The 15,087-nt window shown below is 72.0% G+C and carries 16 protein-coding genes; 6 read left to right on the plus strand and 10 right to left on the minus strand.

Features of this window, described 5'->3' with window-relative positions; translation table 11 throughout:
* The first annotated feature begins 165 nt into the window (after positions 1-165).
* On the plus strand, positions 166-1,044 hold the full coding sequence (locus tag ACWC24_RS04305; RefSeq protein ID WP_450661302.1) for a deoxyribonuclease IV: 879 nt from the start codon (positions 166-168) through the stop codon (positions 1,042-1,044).
* A 50-nt stretch (positions 1,045-1,094) separates the two neighbouring features.
* Here the strand turns inward: ACWC24_RS04305 and ACWC24_RS04310 are convergent, their stop codons facing one another.
* On the minus strand, positions 1,095-1,727 hold the full coding sequence (locus ACWC24_RS04310) for a sulfite oxidase-like oxidoreductase (protein WP_450661303.1): 633 nt from the start codon (positions 1,725-1,727) through the stop codon (positions 1,095-1,097).
* A gap of 175 nt (positions 1,728-1,902) precedes the next feature.
* Here ACWC24_RS04310 and bfr point away from each other — a divergent pair, with 175 nt between their 5' ends.
* Positions 1,903-2,382, plus strand: a complete 480-nt coding sequence (bfr, locus tag ACWC24_RS04315; protein WP_327314471.1) for a bacterioferritin — start codon at positions 1,903-1,905, stop codon at positions 2,380-2,382.
* 32 nt (positions 2,383-2,414) lie between these two features.
* Here bfr and ACWC24_RS04320 read toward each other — a convergent pair whose 3' ends face one another.
* Both ACWC24_RS04320 and ACWC24_RS04325 read right to left on the minus strand, forming a co-directional pair.
* A complete protein-coding gene (locus ACWC24_RS04320) occupies positions 2,415-2,639 on the minus strand; it encodes a (2Fe-2S)-binding protein (protein WP_162468861.1) in 225 nt (74 codons plus the stop codon).
* Positions 2,640-2,788: 149 nt separating this feature from the next.
* A complete protein-coding gene (locus ACWC24_RS04325) occupies positions 2,789-4,144 on the minus strand; it encodes a class II 3-deoxy-7-phosphoheptulonate synthase (RefSeq protein WP_450661304.1) in 1,356 nt (451 codons plus the stop codon).
* Positions 4,145-4,255: 111 nt separating this feature from the next.
* Here ACWC24_RS04325 and ACWC24_RS04330 point away from each other — a divergent pair, with 111 nt between their 5' ends.
* Together ACWC24_RS04330 and ACWC24_RS04335 are read left to right on the plus strand one after the other, a co-directional pair.
* Positions 4,256-4,312 carry a trp operon leader peptide gene (locus ACWC24_RS04330; RefSeq protein ID WP_450661425.1) on the plus strand — a complete coding sequence of 19 codons (57 nt, stop codon included), beginning with the start codon at positions 4,256-4,258 and terminating at the stop codon, positions 4,310-4,312.
* Positions 4,313-4,409: 97 nt separating this feature from the next.
* Positions 4,410-6,323: an anthranilate synthase family protein gene (locus ACWC24_RS04335; protein WP_450661305.1), complete on the plus strand. Its 1,914-nt coding sequence runs from the start codon at positions 4,410-4,412 to the stop codon at positions 6,321-6,323.
* Here the strand turns inward: ACWC24_RS04335 and ACWC24_RS04340 are convergent.
* The 5 genes from ACWC24_RS04340 to ACWC24_RS04360 all read right to left on the minus strand — a co-directional run bounded on the left by ACWC24_RS04340 (position 6,275) and on the right by ACWC24_RS04360 (position 11,340).
* On the minus strand, positions 6,275-7,270 hold the full coding sequence (locus tag ACWC24_RS04340) for a 2-hydroxyacid dehydrogenase (protein ID WP_450661426.1): 996 nt from the start codon (positions 7,268-7,270) through the stop codon (positions 6,275-6,277). The two genes, ACWC24_RS04335 and ACWC24_RS04340, sit on opposite strands and share 49 nt — an antisense overlap.
* A gap of 82 nt (positions 7,271-7,352) precedes the next feature.
* Positions 7,353-8,381, minus strand: coding sequence for a 6-phosphofructokinase (locus ACWC24_RS04345; protein WP_450661306.1), 1,029 nt, complete (start codon positions 8,379-8,381; stop codon positions 7,353-7,355).
* A gap of 191 nt (positions 8,382-8,572) precedes the next feature.
* On the minus strand, positions 8,573-9,250 hold the full coding sequence (locus tag ACWC24_RS04350; protein ID WP_450661307.1) for a response regulator: 678 nt from the start codon (positions 9,248-9,250) through the stop codon (positions 8,573-8,575).
* Positions 9,243-10,523 (minus strand): MacS family sensor histidine kinase, encoded by a 1,281-nt coding sequence (gene macS / locus ACWC24_RS04355; protein ID WP_450661308.1) that lies wholly within the window; start codon positions 10,521-10,523, stop codon positions 9,243-9,245. Before macS ends, ACWC24_RS04350 begins: the two co-directional genes overlap by 8 nt.
* 46 nt (positions 10,524-10,569) lie before the next feature.
* On the minus strand, positions 10,570-11,340 hold the full coding sequence (locus tag ACWC24_RS04360; protein ID WP_450661309.1) for a lysophospholipid acyltransferase family protein: 771 nt from the start codon (positions 11,338-11,340) through the stop codon (positions 10,570-10,572).
* Positions 11,341-11,501: 161 nt separating this feature from the next.
* Between ACWC24_RS04360 and ACWC24_RS04365 the strand changes: the two genes are divergently transcribed.
* A complete protein-coding gene (locus ACWC24_RS04365; RefSeq protein ID WP_450661310.1) occupies positions 11,502-12,281 on the plus strand; it encodes an alpha/beta hydrolase in 780 nt (259 codons plus the stop codon).
* Positions 12,274-12,927, plus strand: coding sequence for a hypothetical protein (locus ACWC24_RS04370; protein WP_450661311.1), 654 nt, complete (start codon positions 12,274-12,276; stop codon positions 12,925-12,927). Before ACWC24_RS04365 ends, ACWC24_RS04370 begins: the two co-directional genes overlap by 8 nt.
* A 15-nt stretch (positions 12,928-12,942) precedes the next feature.
* Here ACWC24_RS04370 and ACWC24_RS04375 read toward each other — a convergent pair whose 3' ends face one another.
* Both ACWC24_RS04375 and ACWC24_RS04380 read right to left on the minus strand, forming a co-directional pair.
* Positions 12,943-13,701, minus strand: coding sequence for an endonuclease/exonuclease/phosphatase family protein (locus ACWC24_RS04375; protein ID WP_450661312.1), 759 nt, complete (start codon positions 13,699-13,701; stop codon positions 12,943-12,945).
* 412 nt (positions 13,702-14,113) lie between these two features.
* Positions 14,114-15,067: an ROK family glucokinase gene (locus tag ACWC24_RS04380; RefSeq protein ID WP_450661313.1), complete on the minus strand. Its 954-nt coding sequence runs from the start codon at positions 15,065-15,067 to the stop codon at positions 14,114-14,116.
* Positions 15,068-15,087 lie beyond the last annotated feature (20 nt).

Genomic DNA, 15,087 nt, shown 5'->3' on the forward strand with positions numbered 1-15,087 from the left:
AGTCTACGAGCCACCACGGACGTACCTCCCGCTGAAGCCGGTATGGGGAGGTACTGAAGCTGACCTGTGACGCTTCCCTGCCCGCGGAGCCGAAAACCGCTCCCGTCCCCCGGCCTCCGGGCGGCCGGTGCCGGGGCGCACCGGGCCCCATGACACCCTGAACAGGTGAGACACGAGCAGCCCGGCCCCTCCCGCAACCCCGTCGGCGGTCACGTCCCCGTCGCCGGCGGCCTGAACTCGGTGGGGCTGGCCTACGCCCGCGACCTGAGGGCGGAGGCCGTGCAGGTCTTCGTCGCCAACCCGCGCGGCTGGGCCACCCCGCCCGGCAACCCGCGGCAGGACGAGGAGTTCCGCGCGGCCTGCGCGGACGGGTCGATCCCCGCGTACGTGCACGCCCCGTACCTGATCAACTTCGGCTCGCACACCGAGGCGACCGTGGAGCGGTCCGTGGAGTCGCTGCGGCACTCGCTGCGGCGCGGGCGGGAGATCGGCGCGCTCGGCGTGGTCGTGCACACCGGGAGCGCGACCGGCGGGCGGGAGCGGTCCGTGGCCCTGCGGCAGGTGCGGGAGCGTCTGCTGCCGCTGCTGGAGGAGCTCACCCACGACGACGACCCGTACCTGCTGCTGGAGTCGACCGCGGGCCAGGGTTCCTCGCTGTGCTCCCGGACCTGGGACTTCGGACCGTACTTCGAGGCGCTGGACGCCCATCCGAAGCTGGGCGTGTGCCTGGACACCTGCCACGTCTTCGCGGCCGGTCACGACCTGACCGGTCCGAGCGGGATGCACCAGACGCTGGACCTGCTGGTGGACACCGTCGGCGAGGACCGGCTGAGGCTGATCCACGCCAACGACTCCAAGGACGTGGCAGGCGCCCACAAGGACCGGCACGAGAACATCGGCGCCGGTCACATAGGCGAGGACCCGTTCCGGGCGCTGATGACCCACCCCGCGACGGCGGGCGTACCACTGATCATCGAGACGCCGGGCGGCAAGGAAGGGCACGCGGCCGACGTGGAGCGGCTGAAGAAACTCCGCGACTCCTGACCCGGGGCCGCCGACCCGCGACTGCCGACCCGGGGCTCGGAGCTCGGGGCTCAGAGCTCGGGGCCGTCCCCGGGCTTCTCCTGGTACGAGTAGCGCTGCTCCCGCCACGGGTCGCCGACGTTGTGGTAGCCGCGTTCCTCCCAGAAGCCGCGGCGGTCGGCGGTCATGTACTCCACACCGCGGACCCACTTGGGGCCCTTCCAGGCGTACAGGTGCGGGACGACCAGGCGGAGCGGGAAGCCGTGCTCCGCCGTGAGCAGCTCGCCGTCCTTGTGGGTGGCGAAGATGGTGCGCTCGGCGGCGAAGTCCGCGAGTCTGAGGTTGGAGCTGAAGCCGTACTCCGCCCACACCATCACATGGGTGACAGCCGGGGCGGGCGGGGCGAGCTCCAGGATGGCGCGGGCCGGTATCCCGCCCCACTCGGCGCCGAGCATGCTGAACTTCGTCACACAGTGCAGATCGGCCACCACGGTGGTGTACGGCAGGGCCGTCAGCTCCTCGTGGTTCCAGCAGCTCTTGTCACCGTCGGCGGTGGCCCCGAAGACCCTGAACTCCCAGCGCTCGGGCCGGAACTTGGGCACCGGCCCGTAGTGCGTGACGGGCCAGCCGCGCTGGAGTCGCTGTCCCGGCGGAAGCTCGGACCGTGCCGCTTCGCCTGATTCGCGCTCCACCGGATGACCCATGTCTCCATCCTGACAGACCTCGGGCAGTGCCCATGACCAAGGGAACAAAGTTACCCAAACCGCATCGAGCATGCACTTACTTACTAAGTACGCACTTACTGGAAGATCTTCTACGGCGGTGCAATCATGCGCCCGCAACCACCGCAGTCCCCCCACGTGGAAGGAGCCTGACGCGATGCAGGGCGACCCCGAGGTCATCGAATTCCTGAACGAGCAGCTCACCGGTGAGCTCACCGCGATCAACCAGTACTTCCTGCACGCGAAGATGCAGGAGAACTTCGGCTGGACGAAGCTCGCGAAGTACACGCGGCACGAGTCGTTCGACGAGATGAAGCACGCCGAGGTGCTCACCGACCGGATCCTGTTCCTCGACGGGCTGCCGAACTACCAGCGCCTGTTCCACGTGCGGGTGGGCCAGACCGTCAAGGAGATGTTCGAGGCCGACCGGCAGATCGAGGTGGAGGCGATCGACCGCCTCAAGCGCGGCATCAAGGTGATGCGCGAGAAGGGCGACATCACGTCGGCGAACATCTTCGAGTCGATCCTGGAGGACGAGGAGCACCACATCGACTACCTCGACACCCAGCTCGAGCTGCTGGAGAAGCTCGGAGAGGCGCTCTACCTCGCGCAGCTGATCGAGCAGCCGGAAAGCTAGGGCCCCTCCGGCGGATCACGCCGCGGACACGCCTAGGCCGCCTCGTCCAGGGCGGACAGGACCGGCTTGCCCTGGTCGGCCATCTCACGGCGCGGGCACGCCCCACGGCCGAGGATCGCCTGGATCCGCCGCACGCACGAACCGCAGTCGGTGCCCGCCTTGCAGGCCGAGGCGATCTGGCGCGGAGTGCACGCGCCGTCCGCCGCGTGCTTCTTGACCTGCGCCTCGGTCACCCCGAAGCAGCTGCACACGTACACGCGGATTCACCTCCCGACGGGATCGATCAGTCTTGCCGTCCCGAAGATCGGTGAGGCTTACCTAACCTTACCCGTCGCGCAGAACCCGCAAAAGTGCGAAGGGGCGCGGATCGCATGTGATCCGCGCCCCACTGCCACCAACCGCCCGGTTACTGGTCCCGGTACATCTCCGCGACCAGGAACGCCAGGTCGAGCGACTGGCTGCGGTTCAGCCGCGGGTCGCAGGCCGTCTCGTAGCGCTGGTGCAGGTCGTCGACGAAGATCTCGTCGCCGCCGCCCACGCACTCCGTGACGTCGTCGCCGGTGAGCTCCACGTGGATGCCGCCCGGGTGCGTGCCCAGGCCCTTGTGGACCTCGAAGAAGCCCTTGACCTCGTCGAGCACGTCGTCGAAGCGGCGGGTCTTGTGGCCGGAGGCCGCCTCGAAGGTGTTGCCGTGCATCGGATCGGTCACCCAGGCCACGGTGGCGCCGGAGGCGGTGACCTTCTCGACCAGCTCGGGCAGCTTGTCGCGGACCTTGTCCGCGCCCATCCGCACGATGAAGGTGAGACGGCCGGGCTCACGGTCGGGGTCCAGGCGGTCGACGTAGCGCAGCGCCTCCTCGGCCGTGGTCGTCGGGCCGAGCTTGATGCCGATCGGGTTGCGGATCTTCGAGGCGAACTCGACGTGCGCGTGGTCGAGCTGCCGGGTGCGCTCGCCGATCCACACCATGTGCGCGGAGACGTCGTAGAGCTGTCCGGTGCGCGAGTCGACCCGGGTCAGGGCGGACTCGTAGTCGAGCAGCAGCGCCTCGTGCGAGGAGTAGAACTCGACGGTCTTGAACTCCTCCGGGTCCGTGCCGCAGGCCCGCATGAAGTTCAGCGCGTTGTCGATCTCGCGCGCCAGCTGCTCGTAGCGCTGCCCGGACGGGGACGACTTCACGAAGTCCTGGTTCCAGGCGTGCACCTGGCGCAGGTCGGCGTAACCGCCGGTGGCGAAGGCGCGCACCAGGTTGAGCGTGGAGGCGGAGGCGTTGTACATGCGCTTCAGCCGCGCGGGATCCGGGACCCGGGCCGCCTCGGTGAAGTCGAAGCCGTTGACGGAGTCGCCCCGGTAGGTGGGCAGGGTCACCCCGTCACGGGTCTCGGTGCCCTTGGAGCGCGGCTTGGAGTACTGGCCGGCGATCCGGCCCACCTTGACCACGGGCACGGACGCGGCGTACGTGAGCACGGCGCCCATCTGGAGGAGCGTCTTGAGCTTGGCCCTGATGTGCTCGGCGGACACCGCGTCGAAGGACTCGGCGCAGTCACCGCCCTGGAGCAGGAACGCGTCACCGCGGGCGACGGCGGCCATCCGGGCACGCAACTGGTCGCACTCGCCGGCGAACACCAGGGGCGGATACGACTCGAGCTCGGCGATCACATCGCGCAGAGCCTCGGCATCCGGGTACTCGGGCTGCTGCGCCGCGGGCAGGTCTCGCCAAGTCGCCTGAGCGGCGACACTTCGGGAATCAGCGTTCACGGTCACGCACTCAACACTACGGGGTCGCGTCGAGTCCTTTTCGCCCGGCTCGACAGGTGAGACGGCGTCTCACTCACATGTGCGCCGCCGGAGCGGGGTTGGGGTAGTGTGCGTCGCATGTACGCGTTTTCGACCCAGAACTGGTGGTGGACCGCTCATCCGGCGGCCCACTGACTGCGCGTACGCAAAACTTCGCGAAGGCCGCCCGAGGGCGGCCTTCGGCGTTCTCCGAGGCGCGGGCCGTCCCTCCCCACGAGAAGGACACGGACCCATGCAGTTGCTCGACCTGCTCGACGACCCCCGCCCGTTCGCCCTGCTGCGCCGCCGCGCCCCCGGCCACGACGACTCGGTCGTGGAGGTGCTCCTCGGTCCGGTCGCCGCCTACGACCGGCTCGCCGACCTGCCCGACGAGGGGCTCGCGCTCGTCCCGTTCCGCCAGATCCGCGAACGCGGGTTCGACGTGCGGGACGACGGCACCCCGCTGGTGTTCCTCACCCCCGAGGAGACGTACGCCGTCCCGCTCGCCGACGCCCTGGACCAGCTTCCGGACCACGAGGTGCGGGTCGAGGGCGGCGGCTTCGACGTCGGCGACGAGGAGTACGCCGACATCGTCGGGCGGGTGCTGCGCGAGGAGATCGGGCGGGGCGAGGGCGCGAACTTCGTGATCCGGCGGACCTACACGGGCCGGATCCCCGGGTTCGGGCGCGCCGGCGCGCTCGCGCTGTTCCGTCGGCTGCTGGCGGGCGAGCGGGGCGCGTACTGGACCTTCGTCGTGCACACCGGGGACCGGACCCTGGTGGGGGCGAGCCCGGAGGTGCACGTGCGGATGTCCGGCGGCACGGTCGTGATGAACCCGATCAGCGGGACGTACCGCTATCCCGACGCGGGGCCGACGCCGGAGCACCTGCTCGGTTTCCTGGCCGACGGCAAGGAGATCGAGGAGCTGTCGATGGTCGTCGACGAGGAGCTCAAGATGATGTGCACGGTCGGCGACATGGGCGGGGTCGTCGTCGGTCCGCGGCTGAAGGAGATGGCCCACCTCGCGCACACCGAGTACGAGCTGCGCGGCCGGTCCTCGCTGGACGTGCGGGAGGTGCTGAAGGAGACCATGTTCGCGGCCACCGTCACCGGCTCGCCCGTGCAGAACGCCTGCCGGGTCATCGAGCGGTACGAGCCGGCCGGGCCGGACGGTGCCGGGCGCGGCTACTACGCGGGCGCGCTGGCGCTGCTCGGCCGGGACGCGGGCGGCGCCCAGACCCTCGACTCCCCCATCCTCATCCGCACCGCCGACATCGACGCGGACGGGCGGCTGCGGGTGCCGGTGGGCGCCACGCTGGTGCGCGGGTCGGATCCGGCGGGCGAGGTCGCGGAGACGCACGCCAAGGCGGCGGGGGTGCTGGCGGCGCTGGGGGTGCGTCCGCCGCGGCCCGGCGCGCGGCGGGCGCTGCCCCGGCTGGCGGACGACCCGCGGGTGCGGGCCGCGCTGGACGGGCGGCGGGCGTCCCTGGCGCCGTTCTGGCTGCGGATGCAGGAGCGGACCGCGCAGCTCGCCGGGCACGCCCTGGTCGTCGACGCGGAGGACACCTTCACCGCGATGCTCGCGCACGTGCTGCGCTCCGGCGGGCTGGACGTGACCGTGCGCCGCCATGACGAGCCGGGACTGCGGGAGGCGGTGCTCGCGCACGAGGGGCCGGTCGTCCTCGGCCCCGGCCCCGGCGATCCCGCGGACCTCGCCGACCCCAGGATGCGGGTGCTGCGCGAGCTGACCGCGCGGGTGCTCGGGGAGCACCGGTACGGCGTCCTCGGGGTCTGCCTCGGGCACGAGCTGATCGCGGCCGAGCTGGGGCTGCCGATCGTCCGCAAGGAGGTGCCCTACCAGGGGGCGCAGACGCAGATCGACCTGTTCGGGCGGACCGAGACCGTCGGCTTCTACAACAGCTTCGTGGCGCGCTGCGACGACTCGGCCCTGGCGGAGCTGGCCGGGCGCGGCATCGAGGTCAGCCGTGGTGCGGGCGGGGAGGTGCACGCGCTGCGCGGGCCGGGCGGCGCGCACGGCGGCGCGTTCGCCGGGGTCCAGTTCCACCCGGAGTCGGTGCTGACGCTGAACGGCGCCGCCGTCGTACGGGAGCTGGTCGGTCAGCTGCGCGGCACCAGTACGTTCGCGGAGCGCAGGCCGGCCGTGTAGTCGAGGACGTTCCGCGCCGTGGCCTCGACGATCTGGCCCACCGCGTCCACGGTGTAGTACGCCTGGTGGGAGGTGACCAGGACGTTCGGGAAGGTGACCAGGCGGGCCAGGGTGTCGTCCTCGACGGCCTCCGACGACTTGTCGAGGAAGAACAGGCCCGCCTCGGCCTCGTAGACGTCGAGGCCGACGCCGGTGAAGCGGCCCTCGCGCAGTTCGGCGACGAGGGCCGCGGTGTCGACCAGACCGCCGCGGCTGGAGTTGACCAGGATCGCGTCGTCCTTCATCAGCTTCAGGGCGTCGGCGTCGATCAGCCTGCTGGTCTGCGGCATCAGCGGGACGTGCAGGCTGACCAGGTCGGACTCGGCGAGGAGCCGGTCCTTGGGCACATAGGTCATGCCCAGCTCCAGACAGGCCGGGTTCTCGGCGACGTCCCAGCCGAGCAGCCGCATGCCGAAGCCGTGGGCGATCCTGGCGAACGCCTCGCCGATCTTGCCGGTGCCGATGATCCCCGCGGTACGGCCGTGCATGTCACGGCCCATCAGGCCGTCGAGGCGGAAGTCGAAGTCCCGGGTGCGGGTGGCCGCGCGGACGACCCGGCGGTTGACCGCCATGGCGAGGGTCCAGGCGAACTCGGCCACCGAGTGGGGCGAGTAGGACGACACCCGGGCGACCCTCAGGCCGAGCCGCTCGGCGACCTGGAGGTCGATGTTGTTGAAGCCGGTGGAGCGCTGGGCCACCATCCGGGTCCCGCCGGCCGCGAGGATCTCCAGCACACCGGCGCCGAGGTCGCAGTTGACGCTGGTGCAGACGATCTCGTGGCCCACCGCGATGGGAGCGGTGTCCTCGTTGAGGAAGACGTCCAGGCAGCGGATCTCGCGGTGACCGGCGAACGCCTTCTCCAGCAGGGGCTTCTCGTCCGCCTGGACACCGAAGGCGAGGATCTCCACGACCGCTCCCGTCCCGTTCCCGATCCGCTGGGCCATGGGCCGATCCTACGGCCCACGACCCGCTGCGGCCGGTGGCGCGGGTTCAGCCGAAGAAGACCCCGACCTCCTGGTACAGCTTCGGGTCCACCGTCTTCAGCTTGGCGGTGGCCTCCGCGATCGGGACGCGGACGATGTCGGTGCCGCGCAGGGCGACCATCTTGCCGAAGTCGCCCTCGTGGACGGCGTCGATGGCGTGCAGTCCGAAGCGGGTGGCGAGCCAGCGGTCGAAGGCGCTGGGGGTGCCGCCGCGCTGGATGTGCCCCAGCACGGTGGTGCGGGCCTCCTTGCCGGTGCGCTTCTCGATCTCCTTGGCCAGCCATTCGCCGACGCCGGACAGCCGCACGTGTCCGAAGGAGTCGAGCGACTCGTCCTTCAGGACCATCTCGCCGTCCTTGGGCATGGCGCCCTCCGCGACGACGACGATCGGCGCGTACGACGCCTTGAAGCGGGAGGTGATCCAGGCGCACACCTGCTCGACGTCGAAGCGCTGCTCGGGGATGAGGATGACGTTGGCGCCGCCGGCCAGGCCCGAGTGGACGGCGATCCAGCCCGCGTGGCGGCCCATGACCTCGCAGACGAGGACGCGCATGTGCGACTCGGCGGTGGTGTGCAGGCGGTCGATCGCCTCGGTCGCGATGCCCACGGCGGTGTCGAAGCCGAAGGTGTAGTCGGTGGCGGAGAGGTCGTTGTCGATGGTCTTCGGCACGCCGACGCAGGGCACGCCGTACTCGTCGGACAGCCGGGCCGCGACGCCGAGGGTGTCCTCGCCGCCGATCGTGATCAGGGCCTCGACCTCGTGCTTGGCGAGGTTGTCCTTGATCCGGCGGATGCCGTCGTCCTCGTTCAGGGGGTTGGTCCGCGAGGAGCCGAGGATGGTGCCGCCCCGGGGCAGGATGCCGCGCACCGCCGGGATGTCGAGGCGGACCGTGTCTCCTTCGAGCGGCCCTCGCCAGCCGTCCTTGTAGCCGACGAAGGCATAGCCGTACTCCTGCACGCCCTTGCGGACGATGCCCCGGATGACGGCGTTGAGTCCGGGGCAGTCGCCGCCCCCGGTCAGTACTCCGACCCGCATGGAAATGTCCCTTCGCCACGGTTGCCTGGTGAGGGTCACGGTAATAGTGACCCACGTCACTTCGGCATGGGCGGGAAGGGCATTTCCGGTGAATTGTGCGGCCGCCGGTTTACGTACCAGGTCAGCTCATCGGGTTGTCCTGCGGCATCCGGCGGACGGCGGGCGGCCGCCGGCCCGGCCCGCCGGCCGGCTCACTCGTCGTCGAGCCCGCGCTCTATCGCGTACCGGACCAGTTCCACCCGGTTGTGCAGCTGGAGTTTGCCCAGGGTGTTCTGGACGTGGTTCTGCACCGTGCGGTGGGAGATGACCAGGCGCTCGGCGATCTGCTTGTAGCTCAGGCCCTTGGCGACCAGCCGCAGCACCTCGGTCTCGCGGTCGGTGAGCCGCGGCGCGTCCGCCGCGCCGGTCTCGGCCGCGGGCGCCGGCTCGGCGGCCAGGCGACGGTACTCGCCGAGGACCAGACCGGCGAGGCCCGGGGTGAAGACCGGGTCGCCCACGGCCGTGCGGCGCACGGCGTCCAGCAGTTCCTGCGTCGAGGCCGACTTCAGCAGATAGCCGGTCGCGCCGGACTTCACCGCCTCCAGGACGTCGGCGTGCTCACCGCTCGCCGACAGCACCAGCACCCGCAGGGTCGGGTCGGCGGCGACGACCTCCTTGCACACCTGGACGCCGGGCTTGGCCGGCAGGTTCAGGTCGAGGACCAGGACGTCGGGCCCGGCCGCCTTCGCCCGGCGCACCGCCTGCTCGCCGTCGCCGGCCGTGGCGACCACGTCGAAGCCCGACTCGGCCAGATCGCGGGCGACCGCGTCGCGCCACATGGGGTGGTCGTCGACGACCATGACCCTGATCGGTTCCCGCTGCTCACTCATCGCCGCCGCTCCGCCTTCCCCCATGTCCGTCCCCGTCCCGATTCCCGGCCCGCCTCGCCACGCCCTGCCCCACGGGCCGCGCCGCGTCCTTCGGCACCGTCAGCTCGACCTCCGTGCCCTGCCCAGGGGTCGAGCACAGTTCGGCGCTGCCGCCCAGGTCGCGCAGCCGCCCCCGGATCGACAGGGCCACCCCGAGCCGCCCCTCGCCCTCGGCCTGGGCGAGCCGCCCCTCGGGGATGCCCGGCCCGTCGTCGCGCACGGTCACCACGACCGAGTCCGGCTCGTCCTCGACCAGGATCCAGGCCCGGGCCTCCGCTCCCGCGTGCCGTCGCACATTGTCCAGGGCCGCCCCGACGGCCGCGGCCAGCTCCCGCGCGGCGGCCGGGGCCAGCAGCACCGGGGCGCCGGGCTCGGCCAGGCCGACCCGGGCGGCGGCGTAGGGGACGAGCAGCGTGCGCAGATCCACCGGACCGTCGTCCTCCGGCTCGTCGACCGCGACGACGAACGCTCCGTCGGCGGCGTCCCGCGACTCCCGGGACACCGGGACCAGGCCGCCGGAGACCAGGGTGCGCAGCGCCACCTCCTGCTCGCCCGCCATCCGGCCGAGCTCGGCCGCCTCGCCGCCGAGGACCGCGCCGCGCCGCTGGACCATCGCCAGCACCTGGAGCACGCCGTCGTGGATGTCCCGGGCGAGCCGCTCCCGCTCCCGGGTCGCCGCCTCGATCTCCAGGGCACGGGCGAGGGTCCGCTCCGAGGCGCGGGCGACCTCGACGACGTAGCCGATGGCGATGGCGGCGACCCAGACCAGGATCACGTTGTGGACGGTGTCGCGGGTCGGGGCGCCGCGCTCCACGAGGTTCGCGGCGGCCACCAGGCTGGAGGCGACCGCCGCCCAGCGCCAGCCGCCCTTGACGGCGAAGGCCAGCACGGACCCTGCCGTCCATATCGACGGCAGGGTCGGACCTCCGTCGAGGATGCGCTGGTGCGCGTCGGCGACCGGGGTGAGGAGGATGCCGGTCAGCGCGACGGTGAGGTCCGCGGCGAGGAACCCCCGCGTGCAGCTCGCCGCGTTCGCCACCTTCGGCAGCGTGGCCAGGGTCCACCCGGCCAGGACGAGGAAGTAGCAGACCGCCACCCAGGGACGGGCGAAGCCGTCGTAGGCGGTGGCGAACAGGCCGACCGCGTACAGCATGGTCAGCACCCGGTAGCCGGTGAGCGCGCGCCACAGCGGCAGCTCCACGGACATGCTCATGACTCTGACGCGCCTGGCCAATCCCCCACGCCCCCGCCCCGCCCCGGACCGTCGTGCCCCGGGCGCTCTACGCCTGCGACTCGTCCTTCTCGCGCCGTTCCCCGGTTTCGCGCTGTTCCCCGGCCGCCTGCGCGAGCGCGGCCTTCCCCGCTTCCTTCTCCGCCTTCGCGGCGTCCGCGATCTGCCGCTTGGCCGCGGTGGCGTAGATGTCCACGTACTCCTGGCCGGACAACCGCATGATCTCGTACATGACCTCGTCGGTCACCGCGCGGAGCACGAAACGGTCGTGCTCCATGCCGTGGTAGCGGCTGAAGTCCAGCGGCTTGCCGATCCGGATGCCGGGCCGCACCATCTGCGGCATGACCTGCCCCGGCGGCTGGACCTTCTCCGTGTCGATCATGGCGACCGGGAGCACGGGCGCTCCGGTGGCGAGCGCCACGCGCGCGAGGCCGCCGGGCTTGCCCCGGTAGAGACGGCCGTCGGGCGACCGCGTGCCCTCCGGGTAGATGCCGAACAGCTCACCGCGCCGCAGCACGTCTATGCCGCTCTTGATCGCGGCCTCGCCCGCGCCGCGCGCGCCGGAGCGGTCCACCGGGAGCTGGCCGACGCCCTTGAAGAAGGCGGCCGTCAGCCGTCCCTTCACCCCCGGCGTGGTGAAGTACTCGGCCTTCGCGATGAAGGTGACCTTGCGGTCGAGGACCGCGGGCAGGAAGAACGAGTCCGAGAAGGACAGGTGATTGCTCGCCAGGATCGCCGGGCCCTCGGCCGGTACGTTCTCCAGGCCCTCCACCCAGGGCCTGAAGATCATCTTCAGCGGCCCGCCGATGGAAAGCTTCATCGCGCCGTACAACAACCGAGTGCCTCCTGTGTGTGTCGGTCAGACCTTAACCCGGAGTGCCGCCAATGGGCCCGACGGCCCTGGTCGGTGTCAGTGCGGTCGCGTACGGTGAACCACACTCGGAAAGTGTTCTCGCCCCTGATATGAACAGGAGACCGAAGGTGCCGGTCCTTCCTGGAGCCGAGCCGTACCGCCATGAGGGCGGGGAGGTAGGTGTCCTCCTCTGCCATGGTTTCACCGGTTCCCCGCAGTCGCTGCGCCCCTGGGCCCAGTTCCTCGCCCACCGGTCGCTGACCGTGTCGCTGCCGCTGCTGCCGGGGCACGGCACCCGCTGGGAGGACCTCTGGATCACCGGCTGGCAGGACTGGTACGCGGAGGTCGACCGGGAGCTGCGCGCCCTGCGCGACCGCTGCGCCCGGGTGTTCGTGGCCGGTCTGTCCATGGGCGGCACGCTGGCCCTGCGGCTCGCCGCCCGGCACGGGGACGCGGTCGACGGCGTCATCGTCGTCAACCCGGCGAACAAGGTCCACGGACTGTCCGCGTACACCCTCCCGGTCGCCCGCCACCTCGTGCGTACGACCCGGGGCATCGCGAGCGACATCGCCAAGGAGGGCGTGGTGGAGCTCGGCTACGACCGGGTGCCACTGGACGCGGCGCACTCCCTGCGGAACTTCTTCCGGCTGGTCGACGGCGAACTGCCGCAGGTCACCCAGCCGCTGCTGCTCCTGCGCAGCCCGCAGGACCATGTCGTTCCGCCGGCCGACTCCGCCCGCGTCCTGAGTCGGGTGTCGTCGACGGACGTAACGGAGGTCATGCTGGAACAGAGCTACCACGTGGCGACGTTGGACCACGACGCGAACCGGGTCTTCGAGGAGAGCTACGCCTTCATCGGCCGGCTCGCACCCAGTGTCGGCAAGGAAGGGACGGCCGCAGGTGGCTGAGCACGACTCGGAGCGCGAGGACCGCGAGGAGCGGGAGAACCGCGGGGCGCCCGACGCCCGCGGACAGCGCGACGACCACGGGGAACGTGACGGTCACCGGGAGCACGACGGTCACCGGGAGCACGAGCCGCAGGACGGCGGGGTGTCCTTCGACGAGGACGCCGCGTGGGCGGCGATCGTCGCGGGCTACGGCGCGGAGCCGCCGGACCCGCCGGGCGCGAAGCCGTTCAGGACGGTCGAGGACCTGGCACTGCTGGAGGCCGAGCCGAACGACGACAAGCCGGAGGAGAAGCAGCCGGTCAGACCGCTGGGCAGCTCGGTCTCCTTCGCGCCCGGCCTCGGGCCCCGCGACTACACCGCGCCCGAGCCGTCCGAGGACGACTTCGACGAGGACGACGAGGGCCACTTCGTGCCGCCCGAGCCGCCGCCGCTGCCCGAGGCGGACACCACCGCCCGGTTCGCCTGGCTGGGGGTGGTCGGCGGCCCGATATTGCTCCTGGTCGCGGTCCTGCTCGGCTGGGACATGACCTGGTGGCTGACGACCCTCGGCGTCGGCGGCTTCCTGGGCGGCTTCGCCACGCTGGTGGTGCGGATGAAGACGGACGACGAGGACGACGGCGATCCGGGCCGGGGCGCGGTGGTCTGAACCCGGGCCACGGAACTACGAGGCGGGAACCCTGAGGGCGGCCAGCACCGGAAGGTGGTCCGTGGCCGCCCTCAGGTCTGCCCCGGTCACTCCGGGCTGGCCGAGCGGCACCCCGCAGCCCAGCACCTCCACGCCCGCGGTGGCGAAGATCGCGTCGATGCGCTGGTGGGGGTCGGTGGCGGTGGAGGTGTACTCGCCGCCCCAGGGCGCGGTGGTCCGGCAGTCCTGGAGCCCCTCGGCGAGCCGCCGGAAGGTGCGGCCGGTGGGGTGTTCGTTGAGGTCGCCGCCGGCGACCGCGTGTTCCACGCCCAGCGCGGCGAGCCGGTCGAGGAGCATCCCGCCCTGCGCCTGGCGCTCCTCGCGCTGAAGGCTGAGGTGGCAGCTCAGCACGCCGAGCCGGGCCGAGCCGAACCGGACCACGGCCGTCGCGAAGCCGCGTCGGTGCAGGCCGGGGGTCAGCGGCAGCAGCACGTCCTCGGTGCTCTCCACGGTGGCGCGCAGCGAGGTGAGGAGCGCGGGCCCCGCGGCCGTGGCGCCGCCGGAGAGGATCACCTGTCCGGACGCGGCGGCCAGTCGGGCCAGTTTCTTGCGCCAGCGGAAGAACCGCGGCGCCTCCTGGATCAGGACCAGGTCCGGGGCGCAGGCGCCGATCACCCGGGCGAGCGCGGCGGTGTCGTCGCGCATCGAGCGGATGTTGTAGGAGAGGACGCGGATGACGGCCGAACCGTCGGGCTCGGTACGGGAGGCCGGAAGCAGCGGGAGCGACGTCGCCATGCACGCAAGATACGCCGTGACCGTCCCCGGCGGACGCGGGTCGCGAACGGTTCCGGGTCGCCCGCCCCGCACGGCAGCGCCGCACACCGACCGCCACGGGCGTCGCGTCGGCCCGCCCCGCACAGCCCGCCGCGGGCCCCGCCCCGGCCCGCCCCGTCCTGCCCCGTCCTGCCCCGCGTCGGCCGTCGCGGGGCACCGGCACCGTCCGGGCCGACGCGCGAGGGCGGCCGGGGGCGGCCGTGGGCGGCTGATCCCGGCCACGGCGCACCCCGCGAGGGTCCTACCGGGTCCCGGCCGCGAGCGGGAGTGCCGCCGCTCGCCGCCGCCGTGTCGCGGAGGCGTCCGGCACGAACGCCCCGCGCCCCGGTCGGGGTGCGGGGCGCGCGGCGTCAGTGTGTCCCGGGTGGGGCCGTCACATGATCGGGTCGGGCTCCCGGGCCAGGTCGGCCGCGCCGACCAGACCGGCCTTGTTGCCGAGCTGGGCCGCGATCACGTCGGCGACCGGACGCCAGTTGCCGCCCACCAGCCAGCGCTTGTACGACTTGCGGATCGGGTCGAGGACCAGCTCGCCCTCGTCCGAGAGGCCGCCGCCGACGATGAACGCCGAGGGGTCGAAGAGCGAGGCCAGGTCGGCGAGGCCGGCACCGGCCCAGCGGGCCAGCTCGCGGTAGGAGTCGACGGCGACCGGGTCGCCCTGCCGGGCGGCCATGGAGATGTGCTTGCCCTCGATGCCGTCGGGGGTGCCGTCACCCAGGGCGAGCAGCACCTCGGCGTGCTCGGGGGTGGCGTTGGCGCGCTGCTTGGCGTACCTGACGAGGGCGCGGCCGGAGGCGTACTGCTCCCAGCAGCCCTGCGAGCCGCAGCCGCACAGCAGACCGTCCGGCACCATCCGGATGTGGCCGAACTCGGCGGCCACGCCGAAGTGGCCGCGGCGCAGCTTGTTGCCGATGATGATGCCGCCGCCGAGGCCGGTGCCGAGGGTGATGCAGATGACGTTGCGGTGGCCCTTGCCGGCGCCGAACTTGTACTCGCCCCAGGCCGCCGCGTTGGCGTCGTTCTCGACCACCACGGGGAGGCCCACGCGGGCCTCGACCTCGTCCTTCAGCGGTTCCTGACGCCAGTCGATGTTGGGCGCGAAGTACACGGTGGAACGCTGCCGGTTGACGTAACCGGCCGCCCCGATACCCACGCCGACGATGTCGTGCCCGGCACGCGCGCCCGCCACCGCCGAGGCGATGGCGTCCACGATGGCCTCGGACGTGGTGGGGGTCGGCACCTTGAAGGTCGAGAGGATGTTGCCTTCCTCGTCGACCACGCCGGCCGCGATCTTCGTGCCGCCGATGTCGACGCCGATGGTGAGTCCCATGAATCCCTCAGTTTCGGTCG

The sequence above is a fragment of the Streptomyces sp. NPDC001443 genome, assembly GCF_053597355.1.

Excerpts from the sequence above, each read along its gene's own strand:
- ACWC24_RS04375 (WP_450661312.1), bottom strand. The coding sequence starts at position 13,701 with ATGGCGACGTCGCTCCCGCTGCTTCCGGCCTCCCGTACCGAGCCCGAC.
- ACWC24_RS04380 (WP_450661313.1), bottom strand. The coding sequence starts at position 15,067 with ATGGGACTCACCATCGGCGTCGACATCGGCGGCACGAAGATCGCGGCC.
- ACWC24_RS04335 (WP_450661305.1), top strand. The coding sequence starts at position 4,410 with ATGCAGTTGCTCGACCTGCTCGACGACCCCCGCCCGTTCGCCCTGCTG.
- bfr (WP_327314471.1), top strand. The coding sequence starts at position 1,903 with ATGCAGGGCGACCCCGAGGTCATCGAATTCCTGAACGAGCAGCTCACC.
- ACWC24_RS04360 (WP_450661309.1), bottom strand. The coding sequence starts at position 11,340 with ATGAAGCTTTCCATCGGCGGGCCGCTGAAGATGATCTTCAGGCCCTGG.
- ACWC24_RS04310 (WP_450661303.1), bottom strand. The coding sequence starts at position 1,727 with ATGGGTCATCCGGTGGAGCGCGAATCAGGCGAAGCGGCACGGTCCGAG.
- ACWC24_RS04345 (WP_450661306.1), bottom strand. The coding sequence starts at position 8,381 with ATGCGGGTCGGAGTACTGACCGGGGGCGGCGACTGCCCCGGACTCAAC.
- ACWC24_RS04350 (WP_450661307.1), bottom strand. The coding sequence starts at position 9,250 with ATGAGTGAGCAGCGGGAACCGATCAGGGTCATGGTCGTCGACGACCAC.